The sequence below is a fragment of the Streptomyces sp. NPDC048462 genome (genome assembly GCF_043200175.1).
Classification (GTDB): Bacteria; Actinomycetota; Actinomycetes; order Streptomycetales; family Streptomycetaceae; genus Streptomyces.
Window position 1 is genome coordinate 419,097 of the sequence record NZ_JBICXG010000001.1, and the last position, 14,049, is coordinate 433,145.

Below are 14,049 nucleotides of genomic sequence, written 5' to 3' on the forward strand. Positions count from 1 at the left end.
AACGTCACCGCGTCGTGGAGCTGCTGGCACAATCCGAGCCATGACGACTGAACTGCCCGGCCCTTCCCAGGAATCCGTCCCCTCCCTGCTACGGCCCGGCGCCCGGGTGTTCGTCGCCGGCCACCGCGGTCTGGTGGGCTCGGCGCTGGTGCGCCGGCTGACCACCGAAGGCCATGAGGTGATCACCCGGGGCCGCGACCGCCTGGACCTGTGCGACGCCGGGCGGACCGCCGCCTTCCTGCGCGGGACCCGGCCGGACGCCGTGGTGCTGGCCGCCGCCAAGGTCGGCGGCATCATGGCCAACAGCACCTACCCGGTGCAGTTCCTGGAGGAGAACCTGCGGATCCAGCTGAGCGTCGTCGCCGGGGCGCACACGGCGGGCGTCGGGCGGCTGCTCTTCCTCGGCTCGTCCTGCATCTACCCCAAGCACGCACCGCAGCCCATCCCCGAGAGCGCCCTGCTGACCGGCCCGCTGGAGCCGACCAACGAGGCGTACGCGCTCGCGAAGATCGCCGGCATCGTGCAGACCCAGTCCTACCGGCGGCAGTATGGCGCCTCCTACATCAGCGCCATGCCCACCAATCTCTACGGGCCCGGTGACAACTTCGACCTGGAGACCTCGCACGTCCTGCCCGCGCTGATCCGCCGCTTCCACGAGGCGGGCCTGAGCGGTGCGCCGGCCGTCACGCTCTGGGGCTCCGGAAGCCCCCGGCGGGAGTTCCTGCACGTCGACGATCTGGCCGCCGCCTGCGTGCTGCTGCTGGAGCGCTACGACGGCGACGAGCCCGTCAACGTCGGCTCCGGCGAAGACCTGACGATTCGTGAACTCGCTTCGACCGTAGCTGATGTGACGTCCTATCAGGGCACAGTGGAATGGGACAGCGGCAAGCCGGACGGCACCGCGCGCAAGCTGTTGGACGTGTCCCGGCTGGCCTCCCTCGGCTTCGTCCCGCAGATCGCGCTGCGTGACGGCATCGCCGCCACCTACGCCTGGTGGCTCGAGGAACAGGGCGCCACGGTCTGAGCGGGCGCCGGGGCCGCCCCGGCCCGCCTGGCGGGCGGACACCGTCACGCCGCCCACCCGGCCCCCTCCGGCACCTCGCACCGGCCGCCGCACTCAGTACGCCCCGCGGCCGTCGGTGACGGCGCGCAGCGTGCGGGCCATGAGTCCCATGTCCGTGGCCACCGACCAGTTGTCCACGTACCAGAGGTCCAGGGACACGGTCTCCTGCCAGGACAGGTCGGAGCGCCCGCTGACCTGCCACAGGCCGGTCAGCCCCGGTTTGACCGAGAGCCGCCGCAGCTCGCGCTCGTCGTAGCGGGACACCTCGTCCGGCAGCGGCGGACGCGGACCGACCAGGGACATGTCACCTCGAAGGACGTTGAGGAGCTGGGGCAGCTCGTCCAGGGACGAGCGGCGCAGCAGCCGGCCGACGCGGGTGACCCGGGGGTCGCGCCGCATCTTGAACGTCGGGCCGTCGCTCTCGTTGGACGCGGCCAGCCGCTCGCGGCGCTGTTCGGCGTCCGCCACCATCGTGCGGAACTTCCACATGGTGAACGGCCGGTTGTGCTGCCCGTGGCGGATCTGCCGGTGGAAGACCGGCCCGCAGGAGGTGAACCGGACCGCCGCCGCGACCAGCAGCAGCAGGGGAGCCAGCGCGAGCAGGCCGAGGACGGCGCCGGTCCGGTCCACCGCGGCCTTGAGCGCGGCCTGCGGTCCCCGTCGCAGTGGCGGCACGATGTGCAGCAGGGTCAGCCCGGCCGCCGATGCGGGACGGACCCGGCCCGCCGCGATCTCCGAGAGGTGCGAGAGCACGGACAGCTCCAGTCCGCCGTCGTGCAGCCCCCAGGACAGCCGTCGTAATCGCTCCTCGGTGAGTTCGGGGCCCGGTATGACCAGGGCCAGGTCCGCCTCGTGCGCGAAGGCCGCACCGAGCACCGTCGAGGCGTCGTCGTCGGCCGGCGCGGGCGCGAGCCGCCCCGGGACCGGTGCCTCGCAGTTCAGTGCCGCCGTCCCCACGGGCACGGCGGCCACCACGAGGTAGCCGTGGTCCGCCCGGGAACCGAGCAGCCGCACCGCCCGGTCCACCCCTGCGGCCGCCCCGACCACCAGCACCCGGCGGGCCGGCCGACGCTTCCGCCGCCCCGGCAGCCGCCGGACCCCGGACACGGCCGTCGTCGCCAGCAGCCCGGGGATCAGCGCGACGACCGCCGCCGCCGGATCGATGGACCCGTCGGCCACCGTCCAGAGCACCGCCAGTACGCCGATGAGCACCAGCCAGTCCCCGGACGCGGTCAGCGCCCCGGCCGGCCGGCCGGGCGTCCGGAGCGAGTACCGGCCGCGCGCGGCCCGTACGCAGCCCCAGCCCACCGCCGCCGCGACCGCACCGGCCAGGGCCCGGGGCTCGCCGTCGGTGCGCAGCACGAGCCAGCCGGGAATCCCGAGGCCGAGCAGGTCGAAGCAGATGACCAGTGGCAGATACCGGCCAGGTCTGTTCTTCGGCCCTGGCCGGGCGGAACGCTCGCGCTGTACGGTCGGGCCCTGCGGCAGCCGGTCGAACTCCTGGCTGCGGGGCCGGTTGGAAGCGGTCCGTGGAAGCGGCGCCCCAGCCAGTCCCACGGGTCCTGATATTCCGGTTTCGGGTAGCTCGACATGCCCCATGAACCCCCCAGTCACAGTTGCATCTCCACAAACGGGGCGCATCCGCCGATCCTGTGGACTGACGGATGCGCCCTCGCTCGGTGCACGATATCCACACACGTGCCATTTCGCTGGAGTTCCAGTGAAGTTCAGACATGCGGTGTGAGCCGGAACTCGTCCCGTTCCGGGCTGGATCACAGGTTCTGTGCGGGGGTGTTGGTATTTGGGACACACCGGAATCGGGCGGTGTGCGGATATGTACCGGTGCCTCGCCAACTACTGTACGTGGTCGGCCGGTTGGTCTGTGCTGCCTGCTCGCCGGAGAGGCTCACAACGCCGTCTGGGAGAATGCAGCGCCGGGGGACTGAGCCCGGCCACGAGCGAAAGAGGACGAACGGTGACTCCCGCGGAGAAGAACTGGGCCGGCAATGTCACGTTCGGGGCGAGGCGGCTGTGCGTCCCCCGCTCGGAGGCCGAGCTGCGGGAGACGGTGGCCGCCTCCACCTCGCTGCGGGCCCTGGGCACCCGGCACTCGTTCAACGACGTCGCCGACACCGCCGGGGACCTGGTCTCGGTGGCGGGCCTGCCGCGCGTGGTCGAGATCGACCCGGCCGAGGGAACGGTGACGGTGAGCGCGGGGCTGCGCTTCGGTGAGTTCGCCGGGGAACTGCACGAGAGAGGCTTCGCCCTGCACAACCTGGGTTCGCTCCCGCACATCTCGGTGGCCGGCGCCTGCGCGACCGGGACGCATGGTTCGGGGGTGGGGAACCGGTCGCTCGCGGGCGCTGTCCGGGCGCTGGACATGGTCACGGCCGACGGCGGGACGCTCTCGCTTCGGCGCGGTGACGAGGACTTCCCCGCAGCGGTGGTCGCGATGGGCGCGCTGGGTGTGGTGACCCGGCTGACGCTGGACGTGGTCCCGGCCTTCGACGTACAGCAGTGGGTGTACGAGGACCTTCCCGAATCCCGGCTGACCGGCGCTTTCGACGAGGTGATGTCGGCCGCGTACAGCGTCAGTGTCTTCACCGGCTGGCGCCCGGGGCCGGTCGGCCAGGTGTGGCTCAAGGAGCGGGTGGGGAGCGGGGGAGTGCGGCAGGCGCCGGCCGAGTGGCTGGGCGCACGGCTCGCGGACGGTCCGCGCCATCCGATCCCCGGAGTGCCGGCCGGCAACTGCACCCGGCAGCAGGGCGCGGCCGGCGCCTGGCACCGCAGGCTGCCGCACTTCCGGCTGGAGTTCACCCCGAGCAACGGGGACGAGCTCCAGTCGGAGTACTTCGTGGCCCGCAAGGACGCCGCGGCCGCCTACGAGGCGCTGGGCAGGCTCCGGGACCGGATCGCCCCGCTGCTCCAGATCTCCGAGATCCGTACCGTCGCCGGTGACGACCTGTGGCTGAGCCCGGCGTCCGGCCGGGACTCGGTGGCCTTCCACTTCACCTGGATACCGGACACCGCGGCGGTCGCACCGGTGCTCGGCGAGATCGAGGAGGCGCTGGCCCCGTTCGGTGCGCGGCCGCACTGGGGCAAGGTGTTCACCACCGCCCCCGGCGTCCTGCGCACGCTGTACGGGCGGTACGCGGACTTCGAGAAGCTGATGGCCCGCTACGACCCGGACGGCACCTTCCGCAACGCCTTCCTGGACCGGCACTTCCCGGGCTGACCCCCGGAGCGGCGGGGGTCAGCGGCCCTCGCGCTCGTCCCTCGCCCTGGACGGCCAGGCCGCCGCCGACCGGCCCGGCGCGAGATGGTCCACCACATCGGCCAGCTCCTCGCAGGCGCGCTCGATCCGGCGGCGGATGTTCTGCTGCTCCGCCACGATCGCGGCCAGCAGCAGCGAGGTCAGCGCCACGGCCCCGTTGAGAACCGTGAGGTTGACCATCACCTCCAGCATGCTGTGCCCGGCGAACGGCCCCACCTGCTCGGTGCCCGCGACCACCGCCAGGACGGACACCAGCAGGGCGCACGGCGCGCTGCCCGCCAGCTGGAACCGCAGCGCCGCCCAGATGAGGATCGGGAACACCAGGTAGAGCATCGACAGTGGACCCCGGGTGGCCACCAGTGAACCGGCGACCGTGACGACCAGCAGCGCACCGGCCTCGATCCACCGGTCGGACATCCGGGGCCGCCGCGCCTTGCGCAGCACGACGAGCACCAGCGGCGTGACCACCAGCACCCCCATGGCGTCCCCGGCCCACCACGCCACCCAGACCGTCCAGAACCCGCTGGCGGGCAGTTTGCCGTCGACCGCCAGCATGGCGCTGCCCACGGTCGCGCTGACGGCCATGCCGGCCAGCGCGCCCAGAAAGACCAGCAGGACACCGTCGCGCAGCCGGTCCAGCTCCGCCCGGAAGCCGACCCGGCGCAGTAGCAGACAGGCGCAGACGGGTGCGAGGGTGTTGCCCGCCACGACGGCGGCCGTCGACGGGGTCACGGAGCCGCTGAGCGTGGCGATGACGACCAGCGAGCCGATGGCGATCCCGGGCCAGATGCGCAGTCCCATGATGAGCAGGCAGCCCAGGGCGATGCCGGTCGGCGGCCAGAGCGGTGTCACGATCGCACCGTGGACGCTCACCTGCCTCAGCAGGCCCAGGCCCCCGCCCACGTAGTAGACGGCCGCGACTGCCAGGATGCGCAGCAGCGCCACGGCCCTGCGCCGGTTTTCCTCACTGCGGATCACGGTACTCATCAGATCTCATCAGACACCGGACCCGGCTGGAGGCGGCGGCGTGACACGCACCGCCCCGGTCACCGCGTCATCCGGGGGCGGCGGGAAACGCGTCGTGGCGCACGACGAGCACGGCGGCGTCGTCCTCGTGCCCGGTGCGCTCCGCCGTCCCCAGGATCGCGTCGGCCAGCTCGTCCGCGTCGTCGCCGACCCGGGAGCGCACCAGCCGCATCACGGCGTCCAGCCCCTCGTCGATCGAGTAGGACGGCCCCTCGATCACTCCATCGGTGAGCAGCACGAAGGCACCGGGGGTGGTGAGCCGCCGGGTGGTGACCGGGTACTCCTCACCGGTCTGGATGCCGAGCGGCAGACCGCCCTCGTCCTCGGTGGTGCCCGAACGCCCGTCCGCCGTGGCCCACACCGCGGCGACATGGCCCGCCCGCGCGCTCTGGAGCTCCCGGGTGAGCGGGTCTATCCGGACGAAGGTGCAGGTGGCGAGGAGACCGGAGTCCACGGACAGCAGCAGGTCATTGGTCCGCCGTACCACTTCGCCCGGATCGGCCGCGGTGACGGCCAGGGCGCGCATCGCGATCCGGATCTGGCCCATGAAGGCCGCCGCCTCGACGTCGTGTCCCTGTACGTCCCCGATGGCGAACGCCAGCGAACCGTCCGGGAGCCGGAAGCCGTCGTACCAGTCGCCCCCGATGTCCAGCCCGCTGCGCGCGGGCGTGTACCGGGCGGCGGTCTGCAACCCGGGCAGGGCGGGCAGGGACGAGGGGAGCATCTCCCGCTGAAGTGCCTCCGCCAGTTCCACCCGCGCCTGATGGAGCTCCACCTCGCGGCGTGCCCGGGAGGTGAGCTGATGCAGCGTGGTCAGCAGTTCCTCGGCACTGGCCGAGCGGGGAGGACGACGCCGGTTCATGGGCCGCTCCGCAGTGGCTGTGGTGGCGAGCCGCACCACAGGGTCTGTCGTGGCGGGACGATCCGGGAGGTCAACGCTTCGGATCCGGTACGGGGCCCCGCGCCGGCTGCTCCGGACGAGGCTCCGCTCATCGTATTTCGGTGCGGTGATCCGCGCAGGCCGAGCCGCTCCCGGCGGCGGGAACGCGCGGGGTGTGCGGGTCGGGTGGATGCTGGGAGGGAGCCTGTGTGGCGGCGTCGTACGGCGGCCGGCGCGGGCCGGGAGGTGTGCGATGAACCGGACGATGGAGTGGACGGTCCACGTTGATCTGTCCGAGGAGGACGGCGCGACGAAGGCGGAGGCGGTGCTGGACACCGGCACGGCGAGACTCACCGGCCACGGAGTGGCCCGCTGCAGCCCGCAGGACCCCGACGTACCCACCATCGGCGACGAACTCGCCGCGAGCCGTGCGATGCGCGATGTCGCGGCCCAGCTGATGAGCGTGGCCGACCGGGAACTCGGCGAGGCCGGCGCGGGGCGTTCCGACGGGCCGGTTCCGCCGCCCTACGCCTGGACGGACGCGACCGCCTGAGCGCGCGGCGCGGCGGCCGCGTCACCTGTCGTGCCCGTGAGGGGCGCCGTAGCGTGAGCGGCGAGTGGACCGGTTCACGCGAACGAGAGACCCCCGGGTGACGCCATGTGCTGGAGCGCGACCGCCGACCTCGTGGCGGGCACCGCCATCGCGGCGACCGGCGCCGCCTGCGTCATACGGACGCGCCGGGCCCGCGATCTTCCGCTCGCCGCGCTCCCGCTCCTGCTGGGCGCTCACCAGATCATCGAGTCCGCGGTGTGGCGTGCGGACGGCGGCGCCGGCCCGGCGACGGTGGCCTGGGCGGTGATCGCCCTGCCGTTGCTGGCGCTGTGGGTACCGGTGGGCGTGCTGTGCGCGGCGCCGCCGGACGCCCGGCGCCGGCTCCTGGTGCCGCTGGTGGCCGGCGCCGCGACATCCGCCGCGCTCGGGTACGCCCTGTCCGCCCGGCCGGTGACCGCGCAGATCCGCGGGCACACCCTGGGCTATGTGCTCGATCTGCCGCGCCCCGGTCTGCTGGTCGCGGGCTATCTCCTGGCCACCGTCGGATCGCTGCTGCTGTCCGGCGACCGGTGGCTGCGGTGGCTCGGGGCACTGGCCGTGACCGGGGCCGCGGTCTGCGCCGCGCTGTGGCGGCTGGAGTTCATCTCGACCTGGTGCGCGTTCGCCGCCGTGTGCTCGGTCGTCCTGCTCGGCTGGTCCGGGCGGCGCCCCGCCGGGAACGCGGCACCCGCCGGGCCGTGAAACCCGGTTCATCACGTGTTCGAGGGAACTTCCGTGCGTACTTCCCGGGGGTAACGGAACGGGCGTTCAGGTCCGCCCGTTCGATGGCTGTTACAGATTCCGGGACCGGATCAGCGGACCGCGCGCGGGCCGGGGGAGGCGGGCGGGACGGCGCGTCCGGCCTCGTCAACCCGGTGCCGTACGGGTGGGTGCAACGGACAGGGATTGACAGGTACCCGGAGGGTTCGGTGGGTGGTGCCTGCAGTCGTGTGTGACGGAAATGTCCGCGCTTCGTAACACGTACCGGGGCGCTGTTCGCAGAACGGTCAGCGGGGTCAAAGTGTGGCTTCTCGGCATCACGCCGGGACCGAACAACGCCCGGACCGCAAGGCCCGGGCCTGCACCTGAGGGGTCTTCATGTCCCGTTCCGCACGGCGGATCACCGCCACCGTCATCGCTTCCGGCGCGCTCCTGGCCGCCGCCGCACTCCCGGCGGTGGCAGACGGCCACGGCCGTGGCCACGACCACGGCCACAGCAAGCCCGCCCCGCGCTCGGCCGTCGTCCTGGGCAAGATCCAGTACGACAGCCCCGGCCGTGACAACGGTTCGAACCGCAGCCTGAACGGTGAATGGGTCACCGTCACCAACACCGGCCGCAGCTCGGTCAACCTGCGCGGCTGGACCCTCAGTGACGAGAGCCACCGCACCTACCGCTTCGACCTGCGTCTGGCCGGCCGCTCCTCGGTGCGCGTGCACACCGGTGTAGGCCGCGACAACAGCCACGACGTCTACCAGGACCTGCGCCGCTACGTCTGGGACAACAGCGACACGGCGACCCTCAAGGACGCGCGCGGCCACAAGGTCGACTCGAAGTCCTGGGGCCGTCACCACGGGGGCCGCCGCTGACCGCTCCGCAACCCGGGGCCGCTGACGGCTTCCTGACCGCGGCGCACCACGGCCCGTCCGGCCGAGGTGCGCCGCACCCGTTTCTCCGGACCCGTCAGGGCCCGCCCTCCGGGGCGGGGATCTCCTGCTCGGTCCACAGGGCCTTGCCCTCGGAGCCGTACCTGGTGCCCCAGTGCGTGGCGAGCTGCGACACGATGAACAGACCGCGGCCGCCCTCGTCCACCGTGCGCGCGTGGCGCAGGTTGGGCGCCACCGGACTGGTGTCGTGGACCTCGCAGGTCAGGGTGCGGTCCAGCAGTAGACGCAGGTGCAGCGGCGGGGTTCCGTAGCGGACCGCGTTGGTGATCAGCTCGCTCACGATCAGCTCGGTCGCCTCGATCGTCTCCTCGTCGAGGTTCCATCCTTCGAGCCGGTCCCGGACGAGGGTGCGGGCGATGGCGGGCGTGGTCCGGTCATGGGCCAGCTCCCAGGTCGCGACCCGGTCGGGCGGGACGACGCCGGTCCTGGCGAGCAGCAGCGCGGCGCCGTCGGGATGGGCGCCGGCCGGCAGGCTGTAGACGATGGAGTCGCACAGCTGCCGCAGGGGGCGGTCCGGATACACGAGCGCCTCCCGTACCCGGGCCGCGGCCTGACCGTCCGGCAGCAGCGAACCGGTGAGGAACGCCAGCACACTGCCTTCGTCGAGGTGGATCGTCGCCGTGGCGAAGGGCGCGCTGTCCTCGGAGAACAGCGGCGGGCCCTCCGGTACGTCGAGGGCGACCGGGCTGCCGTCGGGTGCGACGACGACCGGCGCCGGGTGTCCCGCCCGTGCCACGGTGAGGGTCCGGGCGAACGGGTCGTATACCGCGTACATACAGGTCGCCGTCAGGGACTGGTTGTGCAGCGAGTCGCCCGGCGGCAGCGCCCTGCGCTCGCGCGCCAGCCGGTCGGCCGTGTCGTTGAGCCTGGCCAGCACCTCGTCGGGTTCCAGGTCGAGGCCGGCCAGCGCGTGGATGACCGTGCGCAGCTGCCCCATGGTGATGGCCGTCTGCAGCCCGTGTCCCTCGACATTGCCGATGATCAGCGCGGTGCGCGCACCCGACAGGCCGACCGTGTCGAACCAGCAGCCGCTGTTGCGCCCCGGAAGCAGCACGTGCGCGGTCTCGACGGCGACCCGGGCACCGTCGTGCTGGGGGAGCAGCCTGCGCTGGACGGTCGACGCGATCACGTGGTCACGCTCGAAGCGCCGGGCGTTCTCGATGCTCAACGCGGCATGGGCGGCCGCCGTCAGCGCGAGGGCGAGGTCGTTCTCGTCGTACGGCTCGGTGCCCCGGAAGCGGTAGAGGCTCACCAGACCGAGCACGGAGCCGTGCAGTTTCAGTGGCACCACGATCAGCGAGTGCGCCCCGGACACCTCGATCATCCGCGCGGTGTCCGGATCCGAGGGCAGCCACGGGGTGTCCGGGCCGAGCGTGGACAGCCGGGGCCGCAGATCCGTGACGGCGAGCGCGAACGGCGTGTGGTCGGGCAGCAGCCGCATGTCCCCGGCCATGGCGTCGCCACCGTCCCCCTGTTGGGCCGCGCGGCGCAGCGGGACGTCTCGGCCCAGCGGACTCACCGGCGGGCGCGAACCCCGCAGGACCTCGTCGACCACCTCGACCACGGCGAAGTCGGCGAACCTCGGCACCAGGGCGGCGGCCAGGCCCTCGCAGGTCGCCGCCACATCGAGGGAGTGGCCCACCTCCCTGCGCACGGCCGTGAGGCAGTCCGCGCGGGCGCGCGCCTTCTCCCGCTCGTTGACGTCGATGACCGCGGCCAGCACCCCGAGCGGCCGCCCCCCGGGGTCGTCCAGCCGGTGCAGGGTGACCCGCAGGCTGTGGTCGGGGCCCGGCGCCTGGGCCAGCCGCCCCCGGATCACCCGGTCGAGCACGGGCACGCCGCTCTGCAGCACGCTGCGCAGCAGCTGTTCGGCCTCGTGCGGATCGTCGAGCCGGTATGCCTCGGTGAAGTGCAGTCCCACGATCTGTTCGGCACCGACGGCGTCGGACAGGGCGTTGACGCGCTCCACCCGCAGCTCGGTGTCCAGGACGTGCAGACCCACCGCGGACTGGCTGAACAGGGCGTCCAGGAGCGCCACCGCCATCACGTCGCCCGTGGTCGTCCCAGGGACCGCTCCACCGGCGTCCGACACGTCGCACCCCCATCAGGCTCCGCCGTCCCAGCGAATCAGCGGCTCTCGGGACAGCCTGCGTACCGCCCGTCCGGCCCGCCACCGTGCGGGGCCGGACGGGTGAGTCCGCCGCGCCGGTTCAGCCGCCGAGGGCGGCCGAGACGACGCTCTTTGCCTCCTCCTGGACCCGGCCGAGGTGCTCGGCGCCGAGGAAGGACTCGGCGTAGATCTTGTAGACGTCCTCGGTGCCCGAGGGGCGGGCGGCGAACCAGGCGTTCTCCGTCGTCACCTTGATGCCGCCGATCGCCTCCCCGTTGCCCGGCGCGGAGGTGAGCACGGCCGTGACCGGTTCGCCCGCCAGGGTGTCGGCGCCGACCTGCTCGGGGGAGAGCCGCGCCAGCACCGCCTTCTGCTCACGGTCGGCCGGGGCATCGATGCGGGCGTACGCCGGCTCACCGAACCGGGAGACCAGCGCGGCGTAGTGCGCGGACGGCGATTCGCCCGTCACCGCGAGGATCTCGGAGGCGAGCAGCGCCAGCAGGATGCCGTCCTTGTCCGTCGTCCACACCGATCCGTCATGGCGCAGGAACGAGGCCCCGGCCGACTCCTCGCCACCGAACCCCAGGGAGCCGTCGGCCAGACCGTCCACGAACCACTTGAACCCGACCGGCACCTCGACCAGTTCACGGCCGAGACCGGCGGCGACCCGGTCGATCATGCCCGACGACACCAGCGTCTTGCCGATGCCCGCCCCGGCGGGCCAGCGGTCCCGGTGCCGGTACAGGTAGTCGATGGCGACGGCGAGGTAGTGGTTCGGGTTCATCAGGCCCGCGTCGGGGGTGACGATGCCGTGCCGGTCCGCGTCGGCGTCGTTGCCGGTGGCGATGGAGTAGCGGTCGCGCTGCCCGATCAGCGAGGCCATCGCGTACGGGGACGAGCAGTCCATCCGGATCTTCCCGTCCCAGTCCAGCGTCATGAAACGCCAGGTGGGGTCGGTGAGCGGATTGACGACCGTCAGGTCGAGCCGGTGCTGCTCCGCGATGCGGCCCCAGTACGCGACCGACGCCCCGCCCAGCGGGTCGGCGCCGATCCGTACCCCGGCCGCGCGCACCGCGTCGAGGTCGAGCACGGACGGAAGGTCCGTCACATAGCTGCCGAGGAAGTCGTACGTCCCGGTCGAGGGCGCCGCCAGGGCGCGGACGAAGGGCATCCGGCGGACGTCCTTGAGACCGCCCGCGATGATCTCGTTGGCCCGCTCCTGAATCCAGCCGGTCGCCCCGGACCCGGCCGGGCCGCCGTTCGGCGGGTTGTACTTGAACCCGCCGTCGCCGGGCGGGTTGTGGGACGGGGTGACCACCACACCGTCGGCGGGATGCGAGGTACGGCCGCGGTTGTGGGTGAGGACGGCGTGCGAGACCGCGGGTGTCGGGGTGTAGCCGTCGGCGGAGTCGATGAGCACACTCACGTCATTGGCCGCGAACACTTCGAGGGCGGTGACCCGCGCGGGCTCCGACAGCGCGTGGGTGTCGGCCCCGAGGAACAGCGGGCCGTCCGTACCCTGGCGGGCCCGGTACTCGCTGATGGCCTGGCTCGTCGCGGCGATGTGGTCCTCGTTGAACGCGGTGGCCGTCGACGAACCCCGGTGCCCCGAGGTGCCGAACGCCACCCGCTGGCCCGCCTCGGCCGGATCCGGGTGCAGCGTGTAGTACGCCGTCACCAGCCGTGCCACATCGGTCAGGTCCTCGGGACGCGCCTGCTGTCCGGCTCGTGTGTGCGGCATCTGCCACTCCTCCGTATCGGTCGGTCGGTGCGATCTGCCCGCCGGGTCATTTTCACCGGTCGTCGTCGCGGGCGGGCGCCCGCCCCGCCGTGCGGACGGCCACCGCCGCCGCGTATCCCCGGGGGGCCGCGACATCGGTGACGGTCCAGCCGTCGGGGCCGGGCTGCGGCAGGGGACCGGTGCCCACGTGGTCGTGCGAGAGACCGCCGGCCAGGCCGGCCCCCGTGCCCTTCAGATACGCCTCCTTGCGGGTCCAGGCCCGGACGAAGGCGGCGGGCCGCTCCTGCTCCGGCAGGGCCGCCAGTTCGCGGCGTTCCGCCGGATGCAGCTTGTCCCCGATCTCCGCCACGATCCCGGCCGCCGGGACGCGCTCGACGTCCACCCCGACCGGCTCGTCCGCGAACGCCAGCAGCGCGACGCCCCGGGTGTGCGAGAGGGAGAAGTGCACGCCGTCGGTCGCGGGCCGGCCGTGCGGCCCGCCGCAGGAGGGACACGCCTCACGCGTCAGCCGCACGGCGGCGGGCGCGATGCCGAGCCGGGCCCCCAGCAGCATGCGCAGCGCCACGTGCGAGGCGACGAAGCAGAGGCGGTCGGCCTCGACGGCCAGTGTCCCGGCCCGCGAGAGCTCCGCCGCGTCGAGGATGCCCGGGGCCAGCCGCTGTGCCCGTACGCCGTCCCGCTGCGGGTCCACCGTCCACAACGCGGGGACACCGGGGCGCGGGACAGGCTCCGGGCCCCGGTAGCCGGTCTCCGTGAACGCGAACTCCTCGGGCTGGTACACCGTTACGTCTTCCCTCGTCCGGGGCGGGCGCCGCGAGCGGTCGTCGACGGCGGGGCGGTCGCACATATTCTATGGAGACCGGGACCGGTGCGGACGTACGCTCGCTCACAGGTGACCAGGTCACCGCGGAGCAGGTCACGGCGGCTTCCGGCCACCGGCCCATCGGACAGGAGACACCGGATGTCATCGGACGACCGCCCGGCCGCCGGCCCCGTGCGGCTGCGTGAAGCCCGCTCCGGCGACGCGGACCGTCTCACCCGGCTCTTTCTCGCCTCCCGCGCCGCGGCCATGCCGTACCTGCGCAGGGTGCACAGCGACGAGGCGACCCTCGGCTGGATGACCCATGTCGTACTGCCCGGCACCGATGTCTGGGTGGCCGAACTCGGCGAGGAGGGCGCCGACGCGGAGATCGTCGGCTTCGTCTCGCTCGACGGCCAGGAACTCGAACACCTCTACCTGAGCCCCGGTGCCCGGCGCCGGGGCATCGGCACCCTGCTGCTGGCGAAGGCCAGGGAGCGCAGCCCCGAGGGGCTCGCGCTCCATACCTTCCAGCGCAACACCGCCGCACGCGCCTTCTACGAGCGGCACGGCTTCACCCCGTCGGAGTTCGACGACGGCAGCCGCAACGAAGAGGGCGAACCCGACGTCAGGTACCGCTGGACCGCCGCCGGCTGACGCGTGCCCGCCCCTGAGAGCTGTCCCGTAGCGCCGTCGTACGCGCCGGAGCCCTCGGACTGAATCCCCGTCCGAGCTGGCACTTTTCAGCGCCTTTCGCTTTTACGCAAATCTGTTGCGTGAATTGCAATCCGCTTGCGGTGCCGTCCGCGCGGAGTCGATGAGCCATCTATTGCCGTGTTTGTCATGGCAGTTGAGCCGGTGCGAGGCAATCCGCTTACGTCGCGGTTTCTGTCGTGACG

At 72.7% G+C, this 14,049-nt stretch carries 12 protein-coding genes; 6 read left to right on the forward strand and 6 right to left on the reverse strand.

The features are described 5' to 3' along the window. Positions 1-40 precede the first annotated feature (40 nt). Positions 41-1,024, forward strand: a complete 984-nt coding sequence (locus ACGFU6_RS01705) for a GDP-L-fucose synthase family protein (RefSeq protein ID WP_393607496.1) — start codon at positions 41-43, stop codon at positions 1,022-1,024. A gap of 93 nt (positions 1,025-1,117) precedes the next feature. On the opposite strand, the gene ACGFU6_RS01710 is transcribed toward ACGFU6_RS01705, so the two are convergent. Further along, positions 1,118-2,620: an exopolysaccharide biosynthesis polyprenyl glycosylphosphotransferase gene (locus ACGFU6_RS01710; RefSeq protein WP_393607497.1), complete on the reverse strand. Its 1,503-nt coding sequence runs from the start codon at positions 2,618-2,620 to the stop codon at positions 1,118-1,120. 418 nt (positions 2,621-3,038) lie between these two features. Here ACGFU6_RS01710 and ACGFU6_RS01715 point away from each other — a divergent pair, with 418 nt between their 5' ends. Beyond that, a complete protein-coding gene (locus tag ACGFU6_RS01715; protein ID WP_393607498.1) occupies positions 3,039-4,298 on the forward strand; it encodes an FAD-binding protein in 1,260 nt (419 codons plus the stop codon). Positions 4,299-4,316: 18 nt separating this feature from the next. On the opposite strand, the gene ACGFU6_RS01720 is transcribed toward ACGFU6_RS01715, so the two are convergent. Then, positions 4,317-5,315: an MASE1 domain-containing protein gene (locus ACGFU6_RS01720; protein WP_393607798.1), complete on the reverse strand. Its 999-nt coding sequence runs from the start codon at positions 5,313-5,315 to the stop codon at positions 4,317-4,319. Positions 5,316-5,391: 76 nt separating this feature from the next. Next, complete coding sequence (locus tag ACGFU6_RS01725; protein ID WP_393607499.1) at positions 5,392-6,225, reverse strand: PP2C family protein-serine/threonine phosphatase; 834 nt, start codon at positions 6,223-6,225, stop codon at positions 5,392-5,394. Positions 6,226-6,496: 271 nt separating this feature from the next. Here ACGFU6_RS01725 and ACGFU6_RS01730 point away from each other — a divergent pair, with 271 nt between their 5' ends. The 3 genes from ACGFU6_RS01730 to ACGFU6_RS01740 all read left to right on the forward strand — a co-directional run bounded on the left by ACGFU6_RS01730 (position 6,497) and on the right by ACGFU6_RS01740 (position 8,422). Continuing rightward, complete coding sequence (locus ACGFU6_RS01730; RefSeq protein ID WP_393607500.1) at positions 6,497-6,796, forward strand: DUF1876 domain-containing protein; 300 nt, start codon at positions 6,497-6,499, stop codon at positions 6,794-6,796. A 105-nt stretch (positions 6,797-6,901) separates the two neighbouring features. Beyond that, positions 6,902-7,537 carry a DUF6629 family protein gene (locus ACGFU6_RS01735; protein WP_393607501.1) on the forward strand — a complete coding sequence of 212 codons (636 nt, stop codon included), beginning with the start codon at positions 6,902-6,904 and terminating at the stop codon, positions 7,535-7,537. 396 nt (positions 7,538-7,933) lie between these two features. Continuing rightward, positions 7,934-8,422, forward strand: coding sequence for a lamin tail domain-containing protein (locus tag ACGFU6_RS01740; protein WP_393607502.1), 489 nt, complete (start codon positions 7,934-7,936; stop codon positions 8,420-8,422). 94 nt (positions 8,423-8,516) lie between these two features. On the opposite strand, the gene ACGFU6_RS01745 is transcribed toward ACGFU6_RS01740, so the two are convergent. The 3 genes from ACGFU6_RS01745 to ACGFU6_RS01755 form a co-directional block, all read right to left on the reverse strand. Next, positions 8,517-10,592 carry a SpoIIE family protein phosphatase gene (locus tag ACGFU6_RS01745; RefSeq protein WP_393607503.1) on the reverse strand — a complete coding sequence of 692 codons (2,076 nt, stop codon included), beginning with the start codon at positions 10,590-10,592 and terminating at the stop codon, positions 8,517-8,519. 118 nt (positions 10,593-10,710) lie between these two features. After that, positions 10,711-12,351, reverse strand: coding sequence for a phosphoglucomutase (alpha-D-glucose-1,6-bisphosphate-dependent) (gene pgm, locus ACGFU6_RS01750; protein WP_393607504.1), 1,641 nt, complete (start codon positions 12,349-12,351; stop codon positions 10,711-10,713). Between the two features lie 52 nt (positions 12,352-12,403). Then, the gene (locus ACGFU6_RS01755) at positions 12,404-13,132 is read right to left on the reverse strand and encodes a 4'-phosphopantetheinyl transferase family protein (protein ID WP_393607505.1); all 729 of its coding nucleotides are present in this window, start codon (positions 13,130-13,132) and stop codon (positions 12,404-12,406) included. A gap of 180 nt (positions 13,133-13,312) precedes the next feature. Here ACGFU6_RS01755 and ACGFU6_RS01760 point away from each other — a divergent pair, with 180 nt between their 5' ends. Next, complete coding sequence (locus ACGFU6_RS01760) at positions 13,313-13,807, forward strand: GNAT family N-acetyltransferase (protein WP_393607506.1); 495 nt, start codon at positions 13,313-13,315, stop codon at positions 13,805-13,807. The last annotated feature ends 242 nt before the right edge of the window (positions 13,808-14,049 follow it).

Excerpts from the sequence above, each read along its gene's own strand:
- ACGFU6_RS01705 (WP_393607496.1), top strand. The coding sequence starts at position 41 with ATGACGACTGAACTGCCCGGCCCTTCCCAGGAATCCGTCCCCTCCCTG.
- ACGFU6_RS01725 (WP_393607499.1), bottom strand. The coding sequence starts at position 6,225 with ATGAACCGGCGTCGTCCTCCCCGCTCGGCCAGTGCCGAGGAACTGCTG.
- ACGFU6_RS01730 (WP_393607500.1), top strand. The coding sequence starts at position 6,497 with ATGAACCGGACGATGGAGTGGACGGTCCACGTTGATCTGTCCGAGGAG.
- ACGFU6_RS01735 (WP_393607501.1), top strand. The coding sequence starts at position 6,902 with ATGTGCTGGAGCGCGACCGCCGACCTCGTGGCGGGCACCGCCATCGCG.
- ACGFU6_RS01740 (WP_393607502.1), top strand. The coding sequence starts at position 7,934 with ATGTCCCGTTCCGCACGGCGGATCACCGCCACCGTCATCGCTTCCGGC.
- pgm (WP_393607504.1), bottom strand. The coding sequence starts at position 12,351 with ATGCCGCACACACGAGCCGGACAGCAGGCGCGTCCCGAGGACCTGACC.
- ACGFU6_RS01760 (WP_393607506.1), top strand. The coding sequence starts at position 13,313 with ATGTCATCGGACGACCGCCCGGCCGCCGGCCCCGTGCGGCTGCGTGAA.